The organism is Phenylobacterium sp. (assembly GCF_041920015.1).
Taxonomy (GTDB): Bacteria; Pseudomonadota; Alphaproteobacteria; order Caulobacterales; family Caulobacteraceae; genus Phenylobacterium.
Genome location: NZ_JAYRST010000002.1, coordinates 26150 through 48960 on the forward strand (window position 1 = coordinate 26150; position 22811 = coordinate 48960).

Genomic DNA, 22811 nt, shown 5'->3' on the forward strand with positions numbered 1-22811 from the left:
GCGGCAAGAGAGGCCCATGGCGCGAGGCGTTAAATCTCCGTAATGGGATCGCGCCGGTTCAATCGATTGTCGCAGAGACGCCGCAATCTCCCGGCAGCTATCTTTCACCTGCCCGCTCGGACCCTGCCCCACGTGACCGACCCCAAGCCCGCCGACTGGAGCCGCCGGCTCGCCGACTACAAGCGCCCCCACCTGGGCCGCAGCCTCTTCGAGCTCGCCCTGACCGGTTCTGCGCTCATCGCGCTGTGGGCGCTGGGCTGGGTCGCGTTCCATGCCGGCCACTGGTGGCTGGCCCTGCTGATCGCCGTGCCGGCTGCGGCCTTCCTGGTGCGGCTGTTCATGATCCAGCACGACTGCGGCCACGGCGCGTTCTTCGAAGCCAAGGCGGCGAACGACTGGACCGGCCGGGTCATCGGCCTCTTCACCCTGACGCCGTACGACTACTGGCGGCGCACCCACGCCATGCACCACGCCACCTCGGGCAACCTCGACCGCCGCGGCCTGGGCGTGATCGAGATGCTGACCGTCGAGGAATATCTCGCCCTGCCGCCGATCCGCCGGCTCGGCTACCGGCTCTACCGCAACCCGGCGGTGATGTTCGGCCTTGGGCCCACCTTCGTCTTCTTCCTGCAGCAGCGCCTGCCCATCGGCCTGATGAAGGAGGGCTGGCGTCCGTGGCTCTCGACGCTCGGCAACACCGCGGTGGTGGCCGTGGCGCTGGGCGTGATGATGTGGCTGCTGGGCGTGCTGCCCGTGATCCTGGTCAACTTCACCACCATGGTCGTGGCCGCAACCATCGGGGTCTGGCTGTTCTTCGTGCAGCACCAGTTCGAGGGCGTGGCCTGGGCCCGCAACAAGGACTGGAAGCGCGACGAGGCCGCCCTGCACGGCAGCTCCCACTACGACCTGCCTCAGCCCCTGCGCTGGCTGACCGCCAATATCGGCATCCACCACGTCCACCACCTGTCGGCGCGCATCCCGTTCTATCGGCTGCCGCAGGTTCTGAAGGACCATCCGGAACTGCGCGACGTCAGCCGCATCGGCCTGTGGGAAAGCTTCCGCAACGCGCGCCTGGCGCTCTGGGACGAGGCGGGCCAGAAGCTGGTCTCCTTCCGCGAAATCCGCCACCTGCCCCGCGCAGCCTAGATCGGGCTCAAGGCTCCGGCGATATCCGCACCAGCAGCTTGCCGTCGTGATCGCCGGTGAACAGCCGGCCCAGGGCGTCCAGCGCGTTCTCCAGATCGTCGACCACGTGCGTCTTCCATTTCAGATGGTGCGAGGCCACCAGCGGCGCGAGCACGGCCATCGCCTCGGCCGCCCGCGGCAGGTAGTCGATGACGATGAAGCCCTTGATGAGGATGCGGTGCATCAGCACGCGGGCGAAGTCCGACGGCCCCGCAACCGGGCCCTCGCGGTTGTAGGTCGAGATCATCCCGCAGAGCGGCATGCGGCTGAAGGTGTTCATGTGGGCGATCACCGCGTCCATGACCGCGCCGCCGACGTTCTCGAAATTGATGTCCACCCCGTTCGGCGCCAGCCGCGCCAGCTCGGCCGAGATGTCCTGCGAGCGGTGGTCGATCGCCCCGTCGAACCCCAGGTCGTGGGTCAGCCAGCGGCATTTCTCCGGCCCGCCGGCGATGCCGATCACCCGGCACCCCTCCGCCTTGGCCAGTTGCCCGACAATGGAGCCGACCGCCCCGGCCGCCGCCGACACCACCACCGTCTCGCCCGGCTGCGGCTTGCCGATGTCCATCAGCCCGAAATAGGCGGTCATACCGGTCGCGCCCAGCACGCTCATATGCGCGGTCAGCGGCACTCCGGACAGATGCGGCACGCGGCGGGCGACGCCCTCCGAAGCGACGGTGTAGTCCTGCCAGCCGCCGAGGCCCGGATTGACGATCACCCCTTCGGGCAGGCTCGCGGCGCGGGACTTCTCGACCACTCCGATCACCCCGCCGCGCATGACGTCGCCGATCCGCACCGGTGGCAGGTACTGATCCTGGTCGCTCATCCAGATGCGATGGGTCGGGTCGAGGGAAAGGTAGAGGTTGCGGATCAGCACCTCGCCGTCCTTCAGCTCGGGTAGCTCAGCCTCCACCAGTTCCAGATCTTCCGGCGTGACCTCGGCGGCCGGCCGCCTGCGAAGCACCCACTGGCGATTGATCGGCATGACGGCTTCCTCCCCCTCGTCTTGGAAGCGATCATGGTCCCGCCGGCCGGCGGCGTCTATGCGGGCCGCCGTCGGACGCGAATGGAAACGAGGCTGAGCGCGCCGAGCGCCAGCAGCGGCAGGCCGACCTCGGGCCGCAGCAGCACGCTCGCATCGGGCGTCCGGCTCCGCAGGAACGCCCGTCCGAGCCCTGAGCCGAGATAGCTGTAGAGCAACGAATAGGGGACCGCGCCGACCAGGGTCGCGGCCACATAGGCTCCGAACGGCGCCTGCGCGCAGCCGGCCGCGACGTTCACCAGGCCGAAGGGGCTGAGCGGCGCCAGGCGCAGGGTCAGCAGGTATCTGAAAGGCGCCCGCTCGAAACCTGCCAATAGCGGACGCCATCGCCCGCGTCCCAGCATCTTGCGGATGCGGTCGCCCGCCGCGAACCGCGCGGCCAGATAGCCCATCACCGCGCCCAGGGTGGACCCGACGATGGTCGCCGCCGCCCCGACCAGCGGCCCGAACAGGAAGCCGCCCGCCAGCATCAGCACCAGCCCGACCGGCACGAAGGCCGCGGTCGCCACCGCATAGAGCGCCACGAACACCACCAGCGCCGCCACGGGGGCGGCCGCCACCTCCTGGCGCAGGTGGATTTCGTTGGCCTGCACGCTATCGAGCGAAATCTCGTCGGCCAGGCCGCTGGCGTAGAGCGCGACGGTGGCCGCCGCCAGCAACAGGGTCGGGACCCATCGCGCGGCGATGCGCAGGGTCCTATGGCGCCGGTCTTGCGCGAGGTCGGTCATCCGCACCCGGCCTTCCATCCACCGAAGTTGGACAAACGCCGCCGAGCCGCGATGGCTCCCTCTCCAGGCGATGGGGATCAGCCGCCCTTGGGGCGCTTCTCTCCGGCCTTCTTCTTCCACGGCGGCTTGCCCGACTTGGGTCCCGGCGCGCCCGGCGGCCCCTTGAAGGGTTTGCGGAACGGCGGGCGGCCGTCCTTCTGCGGCGGGCCTCCGGCCTTGCGCGGTCCCGTCCCCGGAGGCGTGCTGGGCTCGATGCGGATCTCGTCCTCCAGCGTCGCACGCACCGCCTCGGCGAACTTGGCCTCGGCCGTCTTGGCGATCTCGAACTTGGTCTCGCGATCGAAGATGCGGATCGAGCCGATGTCCTTCTTGGTGATGTGACCCAGGCGGCAGATCATCGGGATCAGCCACTTGGGATCGGCGTTCTTGCCGCGCCCGACGCTGATGCGGAACCAGCTCACCTCGTCGGGAGACAGACGCTCGGGCTTGCCGAAGGCCGGCTCGCCGCGCTCGCGGAAAGGACGGTCGCGATCGCGCTCTTGGGAGTCGCGCATGCGCGCATCGTCATAGAGCTCTTCCGGCGCAGGCATGCGCTGGCGGTGCAGGCGGATCAGGGCCGCGGCCACCTGCTCGGCGCTGCGTGTCTCCAAGAGCAGCCGGGCGAGGTTCGCCTCGTCCTCGCCGGTCTCCTCGGTGAAGATCGGATCGTCCAGCAGCCGCGCCTGGTCCTTGGCGCGGATGTCGTCGGCCGTCGGCGGCCCTTGCCATTGCACCTCGACCCCGGCCGAGGCGAGCAGTTGCTCGGCCTTGCGGCGGCGGGTGTAGGGAACCAGCAGAACCGAAACGCCCTTCTTCCCCGCCCGGCCGGTGCGCCCCGAACGGTGCAGCAGGGCCGGCTTGTTGATCGGCAGGTCGGCGTGGATCACCAGGCCCAGGTCCGGCAGGTCGAGGCCGCGGGCGGCGACGTCGGTCGCCACGCAGACCCGGGCATGGCCGTCGCGCAGCGACTGCAGCGCCTCGGTCCGCTCGCGCTGGCCAAGCTCTCCGGAAAGGCCGACGACCGCAAAGCCGCGCTCGCGCAGGGCCGCATGCATGTGCCGCACCCCGTCGCGGGTGTTGCAGAACACCAGGGCGCCCGGCGCCTCGAAGAAGCGCAGCACGTTGACTACCGCCAGCTCGACCTCGTTCGGCGCCACGCGGATCGCGCGATACTCGATATCGCCGTGCGGCTCGTCGCGGCGCACGGTGTCGATGCGCAGGGCGTCGCGCTGATAGCGCTTGGCCAGGGCGGCGATGTCCCTGGCTATGGTGGCCGAGAACAGCAGGGTGCGGCGGTTCACCGGCGAGGAGTCGAGGATTTCCTCCAGATCCTCGCGGAACCCCATGTCGAGCATCTCGTCGGCCTCGTCGAGCACCAGGACGCGCAGGTTCGACAGGTCGAGATTGCCCCGCTCCAGATGGTCCTTCAGGCGACCCGGCGTGCCGACCAGGATATGGCAGCCGGCCGCCAGGGCGCGCTGCTCGCGGCGCGGGTCCATGCCGCCGACGCAGGTCTCGACCTTGGCGCCGGCCTCCGCATAGAGCCAGCCAAGTTCGCGGGCGACCTGCATAGCCAGTTCCCGCGTTGGGGCGATGGCCAGGGCCAGCGGGGCGCCCGGCGCGCCGAACCGCTCGGCATCCTCCAGCAGGGTCGGTCCCGCCGCCAGGCCGAAGGCGACGGTCTTCCCGGACCCGGTCTGGGCCGAGACCAGCAGGTCGCGGCCGGCCGTCTCGGCGGCCAGCACAGCGGCCTGGACGGGGGTAGGTTCGGAATAACCCTGGCTCGCGAGCGCGCGCGCCAAAGCGGGGTGAATGTCGGGGAAGGCCATGGTCGTCCTTAGAGGTTCGCGCCACACACAAAAAACAGCGCGGGGCGCGCCTTAGAGGCCAAGCGGAGCGCAACCGCAAGCCTTGCAACGCCGAAAACGCCTTTCGAGGCGCAAGCGCCGCAGGCAATCTACCGCAAAATGGAGAGGAAGATGAGCGCTTACGAAACCGAAATCGCCGCCGCCATGGCCGTCACCGACGCCTTCATGACCGCCTTCAACGCCCGCGACGTCGTCGCCTTCGAGGCGACCTTCAACTTTCCGAGCGTACGGCTGGCGTCCAACACCCTGGCCCTGATCGAGCCCGGCTATCACCAGCCCGGAATGTTCGAGCGCGGCGCGCTGTCCGACTGGGACCACTCGGCCTGGGAGCGGCGCGAGGTGATCCACGCCGGGCCGGACAAGGTGCACCTCGACACCCGCTTCACCCGCTACCGCAAGGACGGGAGCGTGATCGGCGGCTTCGATTCCATCTATGTCATCACCTGCGAGGACGGCCATTGGGGCGTCAAGGCGCGCTCCAGCTTCGCGCCATAGGCTCTGGACTTCCGGGCTGGAAGCGGCTCTCAGCAGCCCATGTCCAGCTCCGCAAAACGCGTCGCCGTCATCGGGGGCGGCCCCGCCGGCCTGATCGCCGCCGAGATCCTCAGCGCCGCGGGCCGGCCGGTGACGGTCTATGAGCGCATGCCGAGCCTGGGCCGCAAGCTCCTGATGGCCGGGCGTGGCGGACTGAACCTCACCCATTCGGAGCCGCTGGACGCATTCCTGGCCCGCTACGGCGCCGCCGCCGAGCGTCTGCGCCCGATGATCGAGGCGTTCGGCCCGGGCGACCTGAGAGCCTGGGCCGATGGCCTGGGGCAGGACACCTTCGTCGGTTCCAGCGGGCGGGTCTTCCCACGCAGCCTCAAGGCTTCGCCGCTGCTGCGCGCGTGGCTGGCGCGGTTGTCCTCGCAAGGCGTGGAGGTGCGCCTGCGTCACGAATGGCGCGGCTGGACGCCCAGCGGCGAACTCCTGTTCGCCTCGCCAGGCGGCGAGATCGCCGCCGCCGCCGATGCGACGATCCTGGCGCTGGGCGGCGCCAGTTGGCCAAGGCTGGGCTCGACCGGGGATTGGGCCGCGATCCTACGTGGCAGGGGAGTCGCCGTCACGCCCTTCGCCCCGGCCAACAGCGGCTTCGAGACGGCGTGGAGCCCGGCTTTCGCAGGGCGCTTCGCCGGCCAACCCCTGAAGACCATCGCCATGAGCTTCCAGGGCCGCACCGTGCGCGGTGAAGCGATGGTGGCGCGCTATGGCCTGGAGGGCGGGGCGATCTACGCCCTGTCGGCGGCCTTGCGCGCGGCGCTGGAGGCCGGAGAGCCGGCCATTCTGGAGATCGATCTCGCCCCCAACCTGACGCGCCCGAAGCTGACCGACCGACTGCACAAGGCCGCGCCCGGTCAGTCGACCGCCAGCCTGCTGCGCAAGGCCGCCGGCCTTTCGCCCCTGGCTGCGAACCTGCTGCGCGAAGCCCACGGCCTGGCCCTTCCGCGCGATCCCGGCGCCCTGGCGCGGGCGATCAAGTCCGCGCCGATCCGCCTCACCGCGCCACGCCCGCTGGAGCGGGCCATATCCACCTCCGGCGGCGTGACGCTTGGCGACCTGGACGAGCGCCTGATGCTGAAAGCCCTGCCCGGCGTCTATGCGGTCGGGGAAATGCTCGACTGGGAAGCGCCGACCGGCGGCTACCTGCTGCAAGCCTGTTTCGCCACCGGCGCCTGGGCCGCGCGGAGCCTGCTCAAAGCCTAGTCCGGCGCCTTCAACCGGTCGCGGAGAGACGCGCGCCGCTTGGCCGGAGCCTTGGCCGGCGCCTGTCGCGCCTCGGGCAGGCTGGGCAGGTGCTCCTCCGCGCCGTCGGCGATCAGCCGTCCCGCCAGCATCAGGTCGGCCTTCACCGCCCCGACATCGCCCGTCTCGGCCCAGGCGTGGACGGTCAGTTCGACGAAGGCTTCGGACATCGAGGTGAGGTCGACGGATGGCGGCGGGTCGCGCAGCACCAGGGGATTGGCCTCCGCCCGCGCCCGCAACGCCGCCATCAGCGCGCTGACGTCGCGCTTCAAGTCCACCTTGATCACCGCATCGACGCGGCGGCGGCTGTGATAACTGACGTTCACGATCACATCGCCGAAGATCTTGCCGTTGGGCAACACGACCTTGAGGTTGTCCGGCGTGGTCAGCTCGGTGATGAACAGATCCAGGGCGCGAACCGTGCCGGTGTGACCCGAAACCTGGATCACATCGCCCACGCGATAGGGCCGGAACAGCAGCAGCATCACCCCGGCCGCCACGTTGCTCAACGTGCCCTGCAAGGCCAGGCCGATGGCCAGCGAGGCTGCGCCCAGCACCGCCAGGATCGAGGTCGCCTGCACGCCGAGCTGCTGCAGCACCGCGATCAGGCCGACGATGATCACCAGATAGCGCGCCGCCGAGCCGGCGAAGCCCTGCAGCGTCACGTCCGGCGGCCCGCCGCGGTGGGCGCGGGCGATCAGGCGACGCACCAGCCGCGAGGCCCAGCCCGCCGCCCACCAGGTCACCGCCAGGATCAGCACGGCGACCACCAGGTTCACCGCCAGGTCGCCGGCCGCGTCGATGAACTTGTGGAGGACGTTCTCGTCGGCCGAGACCGTCTGGTTCAGACGGCTGGCGATCTCGCGTTCAAATCCCTGCATGTCCGCCGTCTAGCATTGACGCCCCCGCCCCGGCCAATCCGCAACAAACGTTAGGCGGCCTTCTGGAGTTCCTGCTTCACCCGTTCGGCCAGGGTCTTGATGTCGATCGGCTTGGGCAGGAAGGAGATGTTTTCCTCGCCCTCCAGCAGGTTCGAGAACTCGGCCTCCGCATAGCCGGAGATGAACATCACCGGCGCGCCGGCCAGATAGACGCGGGCGTGCTTGAGCAGGTCCGGCCCCTGCATGCCGGGCATGACCACGTCGGAGATCATCAGGTCGATCTCCCCGGCGTGCTGCTCGGCCAGTTCGAGGGCCTCCTCGCCCGAGCCGGCCTCGATCACCTCGTAGCCGCGGGCGCGCAGCAGCTTGGCGGCCACCCCGCGCACGGCGTCCTCGTCCTCGACGAACAGGATGCGGCCGGCGCCGGACAGGTCGCGGGCCTTGGGCGGCGCCTTGGCCGCCGCCGGCTCAGGCGCCGGCGCCGCCGCGCTCGGCACATGGACCGGCAGGAAGATCCGGAAGGCCGCGCCTTCGCCGGGACGCGAGGCGACGCTGATCCAGCCGTCCGACTGCTTGACGATGCCGTAGACCGTCGCGAGGCCGAGGCCCGTCCCCTCGCCCACCGGCTTGGTAGTGAAGAACGGGTCGAAGATCTTGTCCATCACCTCGGGCGGAATGCCGGGACCGTCGTCCGACACCTCGATCAGGGCTTGGTCGCCCTTGGCGGCCGGATGACCCGCGGCGTGCGCCTCCTGCTCGGTCAGCCGGGCCAGGCGGATGCGGACCACGCCGCCGCCATGCGCGCGCACGGCGTCGCGGGCGTTGACGGCCAGGTTCATCACCGCCGTCTCGATCTGGCTGCGGTCGGCGCGCACGTGCGGCAGGTTGCGGCCGTACTCGGTCTCCAGCTTCACGTCTTCGTAGAGCACTCGGCGCAGCAACACCTCGGATTCGCTGATCAGTTCGCCGAGGTCGAGGGTTTCTCTCTGCACGGTCTGCTTGCGCGAGAAGGCCAGCAGCTTGCGCACCAGGTCGGCGGCGCGGGCCGAGGTCGACCGGATCTCGTTGAGCCCCTCATAGGACGGGTCGCCGACCGGGTGGCGCTGGGCCAGCACGTCGAGTTGGAAGAAGATCGCGGTCAGAAGGTTGTTGAAGTCGTGGGCCACGCCGCCGGCCAGTTGGCCGATGGCCTGCATCTTCTGGCTCTGCGAGAGCTGCAGCTCGATTTGCTTCTGCTCGGAAACGTCGACCAGATAGGCGACCCAGCGCCCGCCGGTCTTCGACAGATAGAGATGCGCGATACGGGCCGGATCGGCGGCCAGCCGCACCTCCAGCGCGCCGACATGGCCGCCGGCCAGCTTCTGGGCTGCATCGGCGCGGGAAGTCGGCTCTATAAGATCGCCGAACACCGCACCGGCCGCGCCGCCGCCAGCCACAGCCGAGAGGGCGGGGTTGGCCTCGACGATGGTTGCAGCGAACGGATCGTCCCCGTCCAGCAGCGCCGCACCGAAGGGCGAGGCGGCGGCGAAGGCGTCCAGCACCTTGGGCGGCGGCGGTCCGGCGCTGTTGAACGCCTGCAGGACCTCGGCGGCGGCCGGCGGCAGGGCGAGCTGGCTCGGCTCGTTCAGACGCACCAGGAAACGGCGCTCGCCGATCGGCGCCACCGTGGCCGAGTGCTCCGCGCCATTGTTGCGGATCGAGGCCTGCGCCGTCTCGCCGCGGCGGGCGGCGGTGAGGGCCGAGAACAGGCTGGCGGCCGAAGGCCCGCCCTTGGGCAAACGCGCCGCCGCGCCCAGCAGCGTGCGCCAGGCGGCGTTGGCCGCGTGGATGCGGCCGTCCGCGGCCGCGATCGCCGCCGGCTCGGTGAGAGCGTCCACGACCTGGTCGGCGCCCGGCTCGCTGGCGCTTACCGCCTCGGTCGAACTGCGCAGGGCGAAGAGGCCCAGGCATGCGACGCCGAACAGCCCGATCAGCAACATCAGTCCCGCACGCGTCGCCGGCCCGGCGTTGAACGCGGGCACGGCCGCGAACCCGACCGCAGCCAGGAAGCAAAGCACGGCCATCGCCGTGATCGGGTCGAAGCGGCGGGCGCGATCCTGGGTCTTCACTTGGGCCATGCGGCGGTCCCGATGGATTTCGAACGAGGAGGCGCGAACCTCCGACGAATCAGTCACCGAAATCTTCTCACGAAAAATCTTAATGGTTGCGGGCTCTTGCGGCCACGCGCGCGCTGCTCTGCATGATGAAGCCGATCAGCTTGGCGACCGCTTCGTAGTGGGCGGGCGGAATGAAGTCGTCCAGTTCGACCGCGGCGTAGAGCGCCCGCGCCAGCGGCGGGTCCTCGATCACCGGCACGTCATGCTCTTCGGCCACGGCGCGGATCTTCAGCGCTAGGGCGTCCATGCCCTTGGCCACGCACTGGGGCGCAGCGGTGTCGCCGGCCTCGTAGCGCAGGGCGACAGCATAGTGGGTCGGGTTCATGATCACCATGGTCGCGTTCGGCACCGCGGCCATCATGCGGCTGCGCGAGCGTTGGATGGCGATCTGCCGGCGCTTGGCCTTCACGTGTGGATCGCCTTCGGCGTTCTTGAACTCTTCCTTCTGCTCCTCCTTGGTCATCCGCATACGCTTGAGGAAGCGCGCGCGCTGCCAGAACCAGTCGAGGCCGGCGATCACCAGCATCAGGGCGGCGGTGGCGAAGACCAGCTTGCGCAGGATCTCGATCATCAGCGGCAGCATCGCCGCCGGGTCCAGGGCGGCCAGCTCCCTCAACGGGTGGATGTAGGGCTTCATCACCACCCATCCGACCCAGCCGACCATCGCCACCTTCGCCAGCGATTTCACGAACTGCATCAGGCCGTCGGGGCCGAGGATGCGTTTGAGGCCGCTCATCGGCGAGAGCTTCTTCCAGTCCGGCTTGATCTTCTCCGGGCTGAACAGCAGGCCGGTCTGCACCAGGTTTCCGGCCGCTCCCATCAGGGACGCGACGGCCAGTACGGCGAGCAACACGGGCGCGGCCGCGCGCGCGGCATGGACGGCGACATCCAGACCGCCCGCCTTCAGGTCGAACTCGTCCGGATGGGCGATGAACGGCAGCAGCTCGCTCGCCAGATGGCGCGACATCCAGCCGCCGGCGATGGCGATCACCGCCGCAGCGCCCGCGAAGGAGGCCAGCATCGCCAGGTCCGGCGTCTTGGCGACATCCCCCTTCTCGCGCGCCTTCTGGAGCTTCTGGGGTGTCGCCTCTTCTGTCTTGGAGGCTGCGTCCTGTTCGTCGGCCATGGCCTAGCCCAGGAACTGCGAGACCAGCTCGCGGTAGCGGTTGACCCACACCATGCCGATCACCCCCAGGCTGAGGGCGAAGATCGACAGCCCCAGCAGCACGATCAGCGGAGTGACGACGAAGAACACCTGGAACTGCGGCATCACCCGCCCCACCAGGCCGGCGGCGACGTTGAAGATCACCGAGAACACCACGACCGGCGCGGCCAGTTGCAGACCCAGGCGGAACGCCCCCGCTACGGTCTGGATGGCCAGTTGCGCGCCGTCGGAGATCTCGATGGGCCGTGTGAACGGAAAGATCGAATAGGACCTGACGATCGCGGCCAGGAACATGTGGTGCAGATCCGTCGCCATGATCAGGGTGACGCCGATCAGGGTGAGGAAGGTGCCCAGGGTCGTGGAGGGCTGCGCCTGGCCGGGCGCTGCGGTCTGGGCGAAGGCGAGCGTCGTCTGGATCGAGATGATCTCGCCCGCCGTGGCCAGCGAGGACAGCATCATCCGCAGGATCGCCCCGATCATCAGCCCGATCAGCAGTTCCTTGATCACCGCGCCGGCGACGCCCGAGACCTCGCCGGGAACCGGCATGCCCTTGGCGACCACCGGCATCAGCATCAAGGCCATCAGGAAGGCGAGCGACAGGCGAATGCGCGGCGGCACGCTGGTGTCGCCGAAGCCGGGCAGCAGCATCAGGATCGCCCCCACCCGGGCGAAGATCAGCCCGGCGGCGTAGACCTGGGAGGCGGCGGCGTAGCTTTCCATGGACGGGCCGCTGCGCCCGTCACATCGCCGCGATGCGGGCGGCGATCTGGCGCATGAAGCCGCTCATCAGCGCGCCCATGAGCGGCAGGAACAGCAGCAGCGACAGGAAGATCGCCACGATCTTCGGCGCATAGACCAGGGTCGCTTCCTGGATCTGGGTCAGGGCCTGCATCAGGCCGACGCCGACCCCCACCACCAGGCCAACGATCAGCACCGGCGCGCAAAGCTGGATAGTGAGCCAGATGGCGTCGCGACCGACGTCCAGAACTTCGGCGCCGCTCATCGGATGGCCTTTCGAGGTACGCGTGGAACGCTGGAAGCCAGCTAGGTCAAAATTGCCCAGTCATGGTTAACGAAGGGCTACCGCCCCGCCGCCAGCGCCCTCGCCGCCTCGCCCGGCGTGGCCTTGTCGCGGTCCCGATCGACGCTGAAGTTCGCCGCCTGCATGGCCTCGACCGAGATCGAGCCCACCAAGGGCCGCAACGCCGCCAGCAGGCGCGCATCGCCCGCCCGCTTGGGCGAAACCAGGATCACCGCGTCATAGGGCGGCAAGGCGCCCTTGGGGTCGGACAGCACGATCAACCGGTCGGCGGCGATCCGGCCATCGGAGGAGAAGGCCGAGATGACGTCGGCCTCGCCGCCGGCCAGGGCGCGGTACATGAAGGTCGGCTGGAACGAGCGCTGGGCCTTGAAGTGGAAGCCGTAGGCGGCGTCCACCGCCTTCCATTCCGGCCGCGACAGGAACTCCAGGTCCGAGCCCAGGGTCAGGCGCGGCGCCTGGCGGGCGAGGTCGGCGAGGCTGGCCACGCCCAGCGCCTGGGCCCGGTCGGCCCGCATGGCGAAGGCGTAGGCGTTCTCGAACCCCAGCGATCCCAGCACGACCACGCCGTCGCGGCGCTTCAACTCCGAGGTCAACTCGGCCAGCACGGCGGCGCGGCCCGGATTGTCCTGGCGTTTCAGCACATTGGTCCAGAGCGTGCCGGAATAGTCGACATAGGCGTCGATCTCCCCGGCGGCGAGCGCGCGATAGGCCACCGCCGAGCCCAGGTCCTCCTTGCGCGAGACCCTGGCGCCGCCGTCCTCCAGCCGCTGGGCCATCAGTTCGGCCAGGATGTATTGCTCGGAGAAGTTCTTGGCCCCGATCACGTAGCTGGCCGGCTTGCCGATCGCCCAGAGCGGGCTGATCGCCCCCGCTGCACCGAGCGCCAGCAAAGCCGCCCCCAACGCGACCAGGCCGCGCCGACGCCGCGCCGCGCCCATCTCGATCAGGCCGAGAAGCTGGTCGACCGCCAGGGCCAGCACCGCCGAGGCCGCGCAGCCGAACAGCACGAACACCCAGTTCTCGGTCTGCAGACCGGCGAAGATGTAGTTGCCGAGGCTGGTCTGGCCGACCGGGGTCGAGAGCGTCGCCGCCCCGATGGTCCAGACCGCAGCGGTCCGCACGCCGGCCATGATCACCGGCATGGCCAGCGGCAGCTCGACCTGCAGCAGCTTCTGGCGCGAGGTCATGCCGACGCCGTCGGCCGCTTCGCGCACCGCCGGGTCGACGCCCAGGACGCCGGCCGTGGCGGTCCGCAGGATCGGCAGCATCGAATAGAGGGTGAGCGCCAGCAGCGAGGGCAGGAAGCCAAGCGCGGAGAAGCCCTTGCCGAACACCGCCTGGCTCGCAGCCGAGAGGCCCAGCAGCACCGGATAGAACAGGGCCAGCAGCGCCAGGCTGGGGATGGTCTGGATGAAGCCGGCGAAAGCCAGCAGCGGCCAGCGCAGGCGCGGGCTGCGGCTCGCCGCCACCGCCAGCGGCAAGCTGACGGCCAGGCCGAGCGCAAGGGCGCAGAAGCTCAACAGCACATGCCAGGCCAGATAGTCCGGCAGCAAGGCGAAGGCCTGGGCGATCCGCGCGTTCATGCCGCCCCGCCCAATCGCGCGCGCAGCCGTTCGGCCTGCCGGCGCGGCGCCTCCAGCAGCTCGCGCACCGCCTGCGGCTGGTCGGACCCCGTCAACTCGTGCGGCGGCCCGTCGGCGAGGACGCGCCCCGCCTCCAGCACGACGATCCGGTCAGCCAGCAGGATCGCCTCGGCCATGTCGTGCGTGACCATCACCGTGGTGAGGGCCAGCGCCTCGTGCAGGGCTCGGTAGTCGGCGCCCAGCGCATCGCGCGTCAGGGGATCGAGCGCGCCGAACGGCTCGTCCATCAGCATCAGCTTCGGCTCGGCCGCCAGCGCCCGCGCCACACCGACCCGCTGGCGCTGGCCGCCGGAAAGCTGGGCTGGCGAGCGGCGCGCCACATCCCGCGGCAAGGCGACGAGATCGAGCAACTCGTCCACCCGCGCGGCGATCCTGGCCGGCGCCCAGCCCAGCAGGCGCGGGGTGACGGCGATGTTCTCGGCCACGCTGAGGTGAGGAAACAGCCCGACCTCCTGGAAGACGTAGCCGATCCGCCGGCGCAGGTCGTGCGGCGGCAGGCTGCGCGCGTCCACGCCCTCGACGCGCACCGTTCCCGCGTCCGGCGCGACCAGGCCGTTGATGGTCTTCAGGAGAGTGGTCTTGCCCGAGCCGGAGGCGCCGACCAGCGCCACGAACTGCCCGGTCGGAATGGCGAGATCGACGCCCGCCAGGGCGCGGTGGGTCCCGAAGCGCCTCTCGATGGCCGAAAGCTCGATCGCCGACATGCCCCTAGGCGTAACACGGGAGGGTGGAAGTGGAACCCCCGGCTCGCCTGCGCGCCGTCAGATCGGCATGCGCATGATTTCCTGATAGGCGTTGATCACCTGGTCGCGGACGGCCATCACCGTCTCCAGGCTGGCCTCGGCGGCGGAGATCGCCGTCACCACGTCGATCAGTTCGGCCTTGCCGGCCGCCTGGGCGGCGATCTGGTGCTCGGCCGCCTTGGTGTTCTGCATCACGTCGCCCATGGCCGACTTCAGCACCGCGCCGAAGTCGAGGCCCTGCTCGTCCTGGGCCGGGGCGGCCGGACGCGCGATGGCGGTGTTCTGGGTGGCGGCGTAGGCCTTGGCGGCGGCAAGCGCGGTCATCATGGCTCAGGCGCCTATTTCTTCAGGATATCGAGGGTGCGCTGCTCCATGGACCGCGCGGTTTCGATGACGTTGAGGTTGGCCTCGTAGGCGCGCTGCGCCTCCTTCATGTCGAGGGCCTCGACCAGGGGATCGACATTGGGCAGCTTCACATAGCCCTTGGCGTCGGCCGAGGGATGGCTGGGGTCGTAGACGTTGCGGAAGTCCTTGCGGTCGGGCTCGACGCGGGCGACCCGCACCCCCTGGCCGCCGTCGGTCTTGTAGGGCGTGAACACCGGGATCTGGCGGCGATAGGGATCGCCGCCGGGCTGGCGCGACACCGAATTGGCGTTGGCCATGTTCTCGGCGATGACCCGCATCCGCGCCTGCTGGGCGCGCAGGGCGGTGACGGCGATGGCCTGGGGTGCGCCGGAGGTGGGCTTGATGTCCGCCATCTATAACCTCCTAGCCGCGGCCCGGCGAGCGGGACGCCAGGCGCAGCATGGCCAGCGACTTCTGATAGAAACTGATGGCCGCGTCGTAGTTCATGCGCGCCTCGGTCATCTTCAGCATCTCCTCCTCCAGCACGACGGAATTGCCGTCGAGCGTGGTCTCGGAGTCCTTGGTCTTCACCGCCTTGTAGGGCGAGCGGTGCTGCGAGGCCGGGGTCATGTGCCCCGGCTGCGTGACCGCCTGGGCCGTGGTCGAAGCCTGGGCCGTGGTCGAAGCCTGGGCCGTGGTCGAAGCCTGGGCCGCCTGTAGTTTGGCTTGAAAAGTGAAGGGCTTGAGGTCGCCAGGCGTATAGCCGGGCGTGTCGGAATTGGCGACGTTCTGCGAGATCAGGCGCTGGCGCTCGCCAAGGTGGCCCAGCCGCCCCTTCAGCATCGCAAACAGCGGAATCTCGTTCAGGTCCATGGCCCGGAATGGTGAACAAACAGGGTTAACCGCGCCTTAAGACCCTCAGGCGCACTCCAGGGCCAACGGGCGCACGAGTCGCGTCACCCCCTTTTGAAATCCGGCCCTTTCGAAATCCGGCATGGACCTGTCCGAATTCCTTCGCGCCGTCTTCGCCCTGGCGCTCACCCTGGGGCTCGTCGGCCTGGGAGCCGTAGCCTTGCGCCGCTTCGGGCCAGACGCCCTGGCGCGCCTGGTTCCGACCAAGAAGGAGCGCCGGCTGGCGGTGGTGGAGACCCTGATCCTCGACCCTTCGCGGCGCCTGGTCGTGATCTCGTTCGACGGCCAGGAGACGCTGCTGCTGCTCGGCGAGGGACGGGTGCTGACGGCCGCCGCCAAGCCTGGAACGGACGCCCATGCGTAAGGTTTTCAAGGCCCTCTTCCAGGATCATGCCGAAGACTGGCGCAGGGCCGCGCGCCTCTCGGCCGCCGCCACCCTGGTCTCGCTGATCTTCCCGGCCGTGGCCCTCGCCCAGGCGATCAATGTCGACCTCGGGACCGGCGCGGGCCTCTCCGAGCGCGTCGTCCAACTGGTCGGGCTGCTGACGGTGCTGTCGCTGGCGCCGTCCATAGTCATCATGACCACCTCGTTCGTGCGGATCGTGGTCGTGCTGGGCCTGCTGCGCACGGCCCTGGGCCTCCAGCAGAGTCCGCCCAACGCGGTGATCATCAGCCTGGCCCTGTTCCTGACCGCCATCGTCATGGGCCCGACCTTCCAGAAGTCCTACGACGACGGCATCAAGCCGCTGATGGACCAGCAGATGGAGCTGCCAGCCGCCTTCGACGCCACCGCCGCCCCGGTCAAGACCTTCATGCTGAGCCAGGTGGGCCAGGAAGACCTCGCCCTCTTCATCCGGCTCTCGAAGATCCAGCGCCCGGCCACGGCCCAGGACACGCCGCTGACCGTCGTCACCCCCGCCTTCATGATCTCGGAGCTGAAGCGGGCCTTCGAGATCGGCTTCCTGCTGTTCATCCCGTTCCTGGTCATCGACCTGGTGGTCGCCAGCGTGCTGATGAGCATGGGGATGATGATGCTGCCGCCGGTGATCGTCTCCCTGCCCTTCAAGCTGATCTTCTTCGTACTGGTCGACGGCTGGCGGCTGGTGGCCGGCAGTCTGGTCGAAAGCTTCCAGCGCGGGGTCGGCGGCGGCTAGAAGCGGCGCGAGGCGCCGACCGAGACCTCGAGATCGGGCGTGTCGGCGGTCAAGCCGCCATAGACCCCGAAGTCGAACTGCAGGTCCTCGTATCCCGGCGGCGTCCAAGCCAGGGTCAGGTCGACGGAAGCCTGGCGAAGCTCGCCCGCGGGATCGTCGTCGATCGCGCCCCATAGCTCGGCGCCCAGCGTCACCGGTCCGAGCTGGCGGCTCACACCGGCGGCCAGCGACCAGGCCAGGTGCGTTCCGCGCCCGTCAGCGTCGCGGACGATGTCGACCTCCGGCGCGAGGCCCAGCGCGACCTCCTGCGTCAGGGGCGCGGAAATCGACGCGATCAGACCGCCCTGCCAGCCGCCCGCCCCCACGCCGCGCTTGCCGGTCGGCGCGCTGACGAAGGGTTGCAGGGCGACGGAAACGCCAGAGCCGTCGGGATTGCGCAACGACTTGCGCAGGACGAAGGTGAGGTCGCCGACGCCGGATGTGCGGCTCGTCGCCCCGCCGGCGTGCGAGCGGGTCTCGGCATAGGGCGTCCAGGCGATTTGGCCTTCCAGGGTCGGCGTCAGGCCAAGGCGCAGCGCCAGGTCGCCGATCGCATAGGTCTCGCTCGAACCTGGCCCAGCACGCTGGAAGCTGGCCTCCACCGCGCCCAATTCCACCTGGAAGACGCCGGCGTCGAGCACGCAGGACGGCGAACCCTTGCCCGGTCGGTCGGGGCAGAAATCCCGCAGGCCCTCGCGATCCTGGGCTTGCGCGGAGCCGGCCACGCAGGCCGCGCCGAGAGCGAGAACTTTCAGGGTCGGACGCATGGGTGTCTTCCTTACCCCCGCCCGGCCGTCGCGGCGCTGGCCTGTTTCGGCGCGGGCTTGGCGGCCTCGGCCGGCGGGGTCGGCGGCCCCAGCGGCGCCGGCTTGTCGCGGAAGCGGGTCTTCATCTTGGCGACCCAGCCGGCGAACGCCTCGTTGTCGGCGGTGACGCGGCCGAAGTCGCCGACGCTGAGCTGGCCTTGCTGGACCCCGGTCAGGGCGACGCGCAAAGCCTCCGGGTTGCGGGCCTGGTCGTAGAAGCCAGAATAGCGCTGTTGCATCCGCGCCAGGGCCGCATCGTCGCCCGCCAGGCTGTAGGCGACGCCGGCGCGAAGCAGCTTGCCTTCATCTTCGGCGCTCAAGGGGCCGGTCTGTTTCCAACGATCGCCCAGGCTCTTCTCGAACAGGGCCGCGGCCTGGGCCCAGCCTTTCTGCTTCCAGTAGATTTCGGCGCGCAGGTCCTGGGCGTCGCGGCCGGCGTCGCGATCGAGCACCTCCAGCGCGTGGTCGTAGCGGCCGAGATCGCTGAGGGCGCGGGCTTCGACCAGCCGCCGCTCGGCGTTCAGCGCCGTAGGCAGAATGGTGGTGCGCGAGGCGTTGATGGCGATCAACGCCTGCTCGGGCTTGCGGTCCATCAGGTAGATCAGCGCCAGATCGGTCGCCACCTGGGCGCGCGGCACCCCGTCCAGGCGATTTTCGGCCTGATACTTCAGAAGCTCGGCGGCCTGGTCCAACAGGTCGACGTCGACCAGCCGGCGGACCAGCTTGCGGACCATCAGGTCGCCATCGGCGCCCAGCGGGGTCAGATCGCGGAAGTCGTAGAACAGGGCCAGGGCCTGGACCGGCTCCAGCCCGTCGGCGGCGCCGTCGAGGAAGAGTCCTCGGAACGCGGCGGCCAGATCGGCCTGCAGGCGCACGGACTCGGGAAGGTTCGGCAAGCGCGTACCGGCCCCGCGCAAGACCTCCAGCGCCTCGCGATACCGGCCCTGGCCGAGATAGAGGTGGCCCAGCGCGCGGATCGTCTCCAGCTCGACCGCATCGCCGCGCCAGCGATAGCGGAGCGCAGCAAAGGTGTTGGCCGCATCGACCGGCGTGATCTTGCCCAGCTCCAGGCGGATCTTGGTCGCCTTCAGGGTCGCAGGCGTCGAGATCGAGTCGATGGGCGCGCGCGACACCGCGGCATAGATGCGCAAGGCCCTGTCCTTGTGGCCCATGGCCTCCACCACCTCGGCCTGGACCAGACGGGTCTGGAGTTCCTCGACCGGATCGGTCTTGTCCATCAGGGCGAGCTTGATGCGGGCTTCCGCGCCGTTGAGGTCGCCCAGCGCCAGGGCCGCCAGGGCGTCCGAGCGGGCGAAGCGCGCCTTCCAGACCGGCGAGAACTGATTGAACGCCTCTGCGCCCGCTCCGAACTGCGCGCGCGCCTCGGGCCACTGATCCAACTGGGCCGCAGCGTAGGACCGCCAGAGCGCGACCGAAGGATCGTCGGAGAGGATCGCCACCGAGAAGTCGGCCTGGGCCTCCTTGTAGCGGCGCGCCATCACCTTGGCGACGCCGCGCAGGGCGCGGAACTCCGGATCGTCCAGCACCTGCGGATTGCGGCGGGCGGCCTCGTTCAGCACGCCGATCGCTTCGTAGGACAGCTCCGAACCGACCAGGAAACGGGCCAGGGACATGCGCGCGGCCAGGGGCGCGTCGCGCCCGAGCGCGGCCTCGTCGTTGGCCGCCGCCAGCAGGGCGTTGTAGCGGGCGAGGAAGCCGCCGGAGCCGGTCTTCGGCCAGTTGCGATAGTCGATCAGGCCGGGCATGCCGGCCGCCTGCGGCGCCCCAAGGGTCGCTTCGGCCCGCTCGACCGTGGTGGAGGCCGGCGACAGCGTCAGGCCGGACGGGCGGCCGATCTGCACCAGGTCGCCGTCGTGGCTCATGGCCAGGTCGTCGATATAGGCCTCGGCCGCCAGGCCCTGAGCCGAGGGCAGCAGGGCCATCTGCACGAACTCGCGGCGCGAGGGCAGGCCCTTGGCCGGCCCCAGGGCGGTGACGACCGACAAGGTGTCGCCCACCACCGGATCGGCGACTCGTACGACCCTGGTCGCCCCGGCCACCGCCGCCTTCAGCCCGGCCGGACCGCCGGCCTGGTCGCGGACGACGCGGATCTGGGTCGCCGGCTCCACCTGCGCGCCCGGGCCCAGGGTGATGGTCCAGGTCGCGCCCTGGGACTGGGCGAAGACCGGCGTGCCGGTCGGAGAATCGATACGAACGGCCGCATAGTCCGCGCCGCGAACCGCGCCCATCCGGGTCAGTTGGCGCAAGCCGCGCGGCGCCCTGGAAACGTCAAGCGTCGCGGGCGCGTCGAACACCACCCAGACCGCGCCGCCGCGCCGGAACACCGCCGCCCCGGCCGGATTGGCCCAGGGGAAGACGAGCTGGACCTGGCCGGCGCCGACCTTGGTCTCCATCCGCACCACCCCGCCGGCGGGGATCGGGTTGGGCCGGGGCGGAGCGTCCTGGGCCTGCGCCGCAGCCTCGGCCTGGGCGGGCGGGGCCGCGGCCGGCGGCTTTTCGAAGAGATTGATGTAGGTCGCGCCGTCGGCCGCGCCGACCTTGGCGTCGGCGGCGTCGTCCAGGGTCAGGACCAGTTCCAGCCCGCCGGCGACCGACCGCGTCTGCGCCGACTTCAGCCAGCGGGGCGGAGCGACCTTCAGGCGGGTGATGTCCGGCGCGGCGCCTTGCCCAAGGCGCAGGACCAGGGTCTGCCCCTCGCGCCGGACCACGGCGCGGCCGGCGATCTCGATGCGCGAGAAGTCCTTGGCCTGGGCGACGCGGACCTGGACGCCGCGAGGCGCTGCTTCGGTGGCGGGGGCGGCCAGGCCCGCAGGCGCGGCGACGCTGGCGATGGTGATCGCCGCGACGCTCGACCGCAGGGCCTGGCGCAGGTTCATTCGCTCAGCCGGCCTTGGCGGGCGGCGCGGCGGGCTTCGGCGCAGCCGGGGCGGCGGCCTGGGCGCCAGGCTTGGCGGCCGCCGGCGCGGGCGGACCGGCCACGGCCTGAGCGGCGGCCGCAACCTTCTTGACCTCGGCGAAGCGGCTGGCGAGCGCCTCGGTCAGCTTCTTGGCCTCGGCCGGCGGCATGGCGGCCAGGATCGGCGAGAGCGCGCGCTCCTTCATCTTCGCAGCCACCGGCAGGCGGACGGCGTCGTCCAGCAGGACCATCCGCGGCGCGGCGTCCTTGGGCTTCATCAGCTCGAACACCTTCACCAGGCGGTCGATCTCGGCCTGTTCCTTGGCGTCGGCGTCGACCATCAGCTTGGCGATATCGCCCTTCATGCCGGTCAGGGCCTGGATCTTGGCGTCCAGCTTGGCCTCGGCCGCGGCCAGCAGGGCCAGTTGCACGTCGAGGTCCTGTTCGCGCTTGTCGAGCTGGCCCCGGCGCGCGCCGAGGCTTTGCAGCGCCTGCAGTTCGGCCGGCGAGAGACCCGCCTCCTTGGCCAGTTCCGCGGCGGTGGGCGCACAGACGGCGGCAGGCTTGGCCGCCGGCAGGCCCGGAACCTTGGCGGCCGCGTCCTTGGCCTCGCCGGTGGCGGCCTTGTCGTCCGCGGGCGCCGCCGCGCTCTTCACGCCCTTGGCGGCCTCCTCGGCGAAGGCGCGGGCGCCGGACACCAGGTCAGGCAGGGTCTGAGCGCCCGAGAGCGCGTTGATCCCGATCACGCCGGCGATGGCGACGCCCACCAGGGGCAGGATGCGAGGCATGTTCTGCATCAGCGGACTCCGGCCCGGGCGCGCCGCGGCGCGGGTTCGGCGGGCCCATCGAAGAGATCGTCGTCGAAGGTCGGGCGAGCCTGGAAGGCCGGCGCCTCGCGGCGCGGCGGCTCGCGCTGCGGGCGCGGTTCGCGCGCGGCCGACAGCAGGGAGCCGAGCCGGTGGGTCACGCGCTCGACATCGCTTTCTGAAACCGCGTCGGCGCGAGGCGTCGGGGCGCCCTGGAGCTGGCGGTCGAGCCGGGCCGTCAGGGCTCGGGCCTTTCCGATGCGGTCGGCCAGGGCGTCGTGCGCCTCGTCGGTCGCCGCGCGCAGGTCGGCCAGGCCCTGTTCGGCGCGGGCGGCGGCGGCGTCGAGCTCGGCCACGGCCTTGGCGAAGCCCTCGTGGCTTTCGCGCAGCGCCTTCAAACGCGCATTCAGGCGGTAACCCATGACCAGGGCCGCGGCCAGCAGGCCGGCGAGCATCAGGTTCATGCCGATGGCGATGGCGCTCATTTGAACCTCGAAATGGCTTTTCTGGCGTGGGGCGACAGCGGCGCCTCGACCCGCACGGCGATGTGGTGGTTGCGCCGGCCCATCCGGCCGCGGGTCAGCGGCACGGTTCCGGCGCGCAGCTCGACCTGGCTGTCGGGGGTGGCGTTGAGCAGCAGGGTGTCGCCGACCTTCAGGTCCAGCACCTGGCGCAGCGGCAATTCATGCTCGTCCAGCACCGCGCGCACGTCGAGCTGGGTGGTCCAGAGCTCGGTCGCCAGATGGCTTTCCCAGATATTGTCGCGGCCGAACTTCTCGCCCATGAACTGCTGCAGCAACATCTTGCGGATCGGTTCGAGCGTGGCGTAGGGCAGCAGCAACTCGATACGGCCGCCGCGGTCCTCCATGTCGATGCGCAGCTTGACCAGGATGGCGGCGTTGGCCGGCCGGGCGATGGCGGCGAAGCGCGGATTGGTCTCCAGCCGGTCGAGGGTGAAGGTCACCGGGGTCAGCGGCTCGAACGCGGCGCGGGCGTCGGCCAGCACCACCTCGACCATCCGCTGGACCAGGACGCGCTCGATGGTGGTGTAGGGACGCCCCTCGATCCGCATGGCCGCCGTCCCGCGGCGCCCGCCCAGCAGCACGTCGACGATCGAATAGATCAGGTTGGAATCGACGGTCAGCAGGCCGTAGTTCTCGAGCTCCTCGGCCTTGAAGACCGAGAGGATGGCCGGCAGCGGGATCGAGTTCAGGTAGTCGCCGAAGCGGATCGACGAGATGTTGTCGAGGCTCACTTCCACGTTGTCGGAAGTGAAGTTGCGCAAGGAGGTGGTCATCAGCCGCACCAGGCGGTCGAAGACGATCTCCAGCATCGGCAGGCGTTCGTAGGACACCAGCGCCGAATTGATGATCGCCCGGATGCCCGAGCGCTCGGCCGCCTCCTCGTCGGAGAGATCGAAGCCCAGCAGGCTGTCGATCTCGTCCTGGTTCAGGATGCGCTCGGCCCCCAGCATCCCGTCGATCTTGGCGTCGTCGGGATTTGGCCAGGTGGCCGGGTCGTCGGGGTTCATCGCCCCCTGCAGCCCGCCGATGATCTG

General features: G+C 70.1%; 23 protein-coding genes. 5 read left to right on the plus strand and 18 right to left on the minus strand.

The features are described from left to right. The first annotated feature begins 132 nt into the window (after window positions 1-132). A complete protein-coding gene (locus ACE3TL_RS00735) occupies window positions 133-1146 on the plus strand; it encodes a fatty acid desaturase (protein ID WP_374576747.1) in 1014 nt (337 codons plus the stop codon). A 7-nt stretch (window positions 1147-1153) separates the two neighbouring features. On the opposite strand, the gene ACE3TL_RS00740 is transcribed toward ACE3TL_RS00735, so the two are convergent. From ACE3TL_RS00740 to ACE3TL_RS00750, 3 genes are all read right to left on the minus strand, one after another. After that, the gene (locus ACE3TL_RS00740) at window positions 1154-2170 is read right to left on the minus strand and encodes an NADP-dependent oxidoreductase (RefSeq protein ID WP_374576748.1); all 1017 of its coding nucleotides are present in this window, start codon (window positions 2168-2170) and stop codon (window positions 1154-1156) included. 56 nt (window positions 2171-2226) lie between these two features. Then, window positions 2227-2955: a TVP38/TMEM64 family protein gene (locus ACE3TL_RS00745; RefSeq protein WP_374576749.1), complete on the minus strand. Its 729-nt coding sequence runs from the start codon at window positions 2953-2955 to the stop codon at window positions 2227-2229. A 77-nt stretch (window positions 2956-3032) separates the two neighbouring features. Then, window positions 3033-4823: a DEAD/DEAH box helicase gene (locus tag ACE3TL_RS00750; RefSeq protein ID WP_374576750.1), complete on the minus strand. Its 1791-nt coding sequence runs from the start codon at window positions 4821-4823 to the stop codon at window positions 3033-3035. Window positions 4824-4973: 150 nt separating this feature from the next. Between ACE3TL_RS00750 and ACE3TL_RS00755 the strand changes: the two genes are divergently transcribed. Then, a complete protein-coding gene (locus ACE3TL_RS00755; RefSeq protein WP_374576751.1) occupies window positions 4974-5357 on the plus strand; it encodes a hypothetical protein in 384 nt (127 codons plus the stop codon). Window positions 5358-5396: 39 nt separating this feature from the next. Further along, complete coding sequence (locus ACE3TL_RS00760; RefSeq protein WP_374576752.1) at window positions 5397-6605, plus strand: NAD(P)/FAD-dependent oxidoreductase; 1209 nt, start codon at window positions 5397-5399, stop codon at window positions 6603-6605. On the opposite strand, the gene ACE3TL_RS00765 is transcribed toward ACE3TL_RS00760, so the two are convergent. The 10 genes from ACE3TL_RS00765 to flgB all read right to left on the minus strand — a co-directional run bounded on the left by ACE3TL_RS00765 (window position 6602) and on the right by flgB (window position 15492). Next, complete coding sequence (locus ACE3TL_RS00765; RefSeq protein WP_374576753.1) at window positions 6602-7525, minus strand: mechanosensitive ion channel family protein; 924 nt, start codon at window positions 7523-7525, stop codon at window positions 6602-6604. The genes ACE3TL_RS00760 and ACE3TL_RS00765 overlap by 4 nt on opposite strands. Before the next feature lie 50 nt (window positions 7526-7575). Further along, entirely contained in the window at window positions 7576-9642 is a 2067-nt protein-coding gene (gene cckA, locus ACE3TL_RS00770; protein WP_374576829.1) for a cell cycle histidine kinase CckA, read from the minus strand. A 79-nt stretch (window positions 9643-9721) separates the two neighbouring features. Then, on the minus strand, window positions 9722-10807 hold the full coding sequence (gene flhB, locus ACE3TL_RS00775) for a flagellar biosynthesis protein FlhB (protein ID WP_374576754.1): 1086 nt from the start codon (window positions 10805-10807) through the stop codon (window positions 9722-9724). A gap of 3 nt (window positions 10808-10810) precedes the next feature. Continuing rightward, the gene (fliR, locus tag ACE3TL_RS00780) at window positions 10811-11566 is read right to left on the minus strand and encodes a flagellar biosynthetic protein FliR (RefSeq protein WP_374576755.1); all 756 of its coding nucleotides are present in this window, start codon (window positions 11564-11566) and stop codon (window positions 10811-10813) included. A 19-nt stretch (window positions 11567-11585) separates the two neighbouring features. Next, a complete protein-coding gene (gene fliQ, locus ACE3TL_RS00785; protein ID WP_183773444.1) occupies window positions 11586-11849 on the minus strand; it encodes a flagellar biosynthesis protein FliQ in 264 nt (87 codons plus the stop codon). A 77-nt stretch (window positions 11850-11926) separates the two neighbouring features. After that, window positions 11927-13471, minus strand: coding sequence for a glycine betaine ABC transporter substrate-binding protein (locus ACE3TL_RS00790; protein ID WP_374576756.1), 1545 nt, complete (start codon window positions 13469-13471; stop codon window positions 11927-11929). Beyond that, on the minus strand, window positions 13468-14235 hold the full coding sequence (locus tag ACE3TL_RS00795) for an ATP-binding cassette domain-containing protein (protein WP_374576757.1): 768 nt from the start codon (window positions 14233-14235) through the stop codon (window positions 13468-13470). The genes ACE3TL_RS00790 and ACE3TL_RS00795 overlap by 4 nt, the downstream gene beginning before the upstream one ends. Before the next feature lie 57 nt (window positions 14236-14292). Beyond that, a complete protein-coding gene (gene fliE, locus ACE3TL_RS00800) occupies window positions 14293-14601 on the minus strand; it encodes a flagellar hook-basal body complex protein FliE (RefSeq protein ID WP_374576758.1) in 309 nt (102 codons plus the stop codon). 11 nt (window positions 14602-14612) lie between these two features. Continuing rightward, entirely contained in the window at window positions 14613-15032 is a 420-nt protein-coding gene (gene flgC, locus ACE3TL_RS00805) for a flagellar basal body rod protein FlgC (RefSeq protein WP_374576759.1), read from the minus strand. A 10-nt stretch (window positions 15033-15042) separates the two neighbouring features. After that, the gene (gene flgB, locus ACE3TL_RS00810) at window positions 15043-15492 is read right to left on the minus strand and encodes a flagellar basal body rod protein FlgB (protein ID WP_374576760.1); all 450 of its coding nucleotides are present in this window, start codon (window positions 15490-15492) and stop codon (window positions 15043-15045) included. Window positions 15493-15613: 121 nt separating this feature from the next. On the opposite strand from flgB, the gene ACE3TL_RS00815 reads away from it, so the two are divergent. Then, a complete protein-coding gene (locus tag ACE3TL_RS00815) occupies window positions 15614-15895 on the plus strand; it encodes a hypothetical protein (RefSeq protein ID WP_374576761.1) in 282 nt (93 codons plus the stop codon). Further along, on the plus strand, window positions 15888-16685 hold the full coding sequence (fliP, locus tag ACE3TL_RS00820) for a flagellar type III secretion system pore protein FliP (protein WP_374576762.1): 798 nt from the start codon (window positions 15888-15890) through the stop codon (window positions 16683-16685). The genes ACE3TL_RS00815 and fliP overlap by 8 nt, the downstream gene beginning before the upstream one ends. Here fliP and ACE3TL_RS00825 read toward each other — a convergent pair. The 5 genes from ACE3TL_RS00825 to fliM are packed head-to-tail and all read right to left on the minus strand — an operon-like array spanning window position 16682 to window position 22784. Next, on the minus strand, window positions 16682-17491 hold the full coding sequence (locus tag ACE3TL_RS00825; protein WP_374576763.1) for a transporter: 810 nt from the start codon (window positions 17489-17491) through the stop codon (window positions 16682-16684). The two genes, fliP and ACE3TL_RS00825, sit on opposite strands and share 4 nt — an antisense overlap. 11 nt (window positions 17492-17502) lie before the next feature. Continuing rightward, a complete protein-coding gene (locus ACE3TL_RS00830; RefSeq protein ID WP_374576764.1) occupies window positions 17503-20427 on the minus strand; it encodes an endoglucanase in 2925 nt (974 codons plus the stop codon). Window positions 20428-20431: 4 nt separating this feature from the next. Next, window positions 20432-21244 (minus strand): MotE family protein, encoded by an 813-nt coding sequence (locus tag ACE3TL_RS00835; RefSeq protein ID WP_374576765.1) that lies wholly within the window; start codon window positions 21242-21244, stop codon window positions 20432-20434. Next, window positions 21244-21738, minus strand: a complete 495-nt coding sequence (locus ACE3TL_RS00840) for a DUF6468 domain-containing protein (RefSeq protein ID WP_374576766.1) — start codon at window positions 21736-21738, stop codon at window positions 21244-21246. The genes ACE3TL_RS00835 and ACE3TL_RS00840 overlap by 1 nt, the downstream gene beginning before the upstream one ends. Further along, window positions 21735-22784: a flagellar motor switch protein FliM gene (fliM, locus tag ACE3TL_RS00845; protein WP_374576830.1), complete on the minus strand. Its 1050-nt coding sequence runs from the start codon at window positions 22782-22784 to the stop codon at window positions 21735-21737. The genes ACE3TL_RS00840 and fliM overlap by 4 nt, the downstream gene beginning before the upstream one ends. Window positions 22785-22811 lie beyond the last annotated feature (27 nt).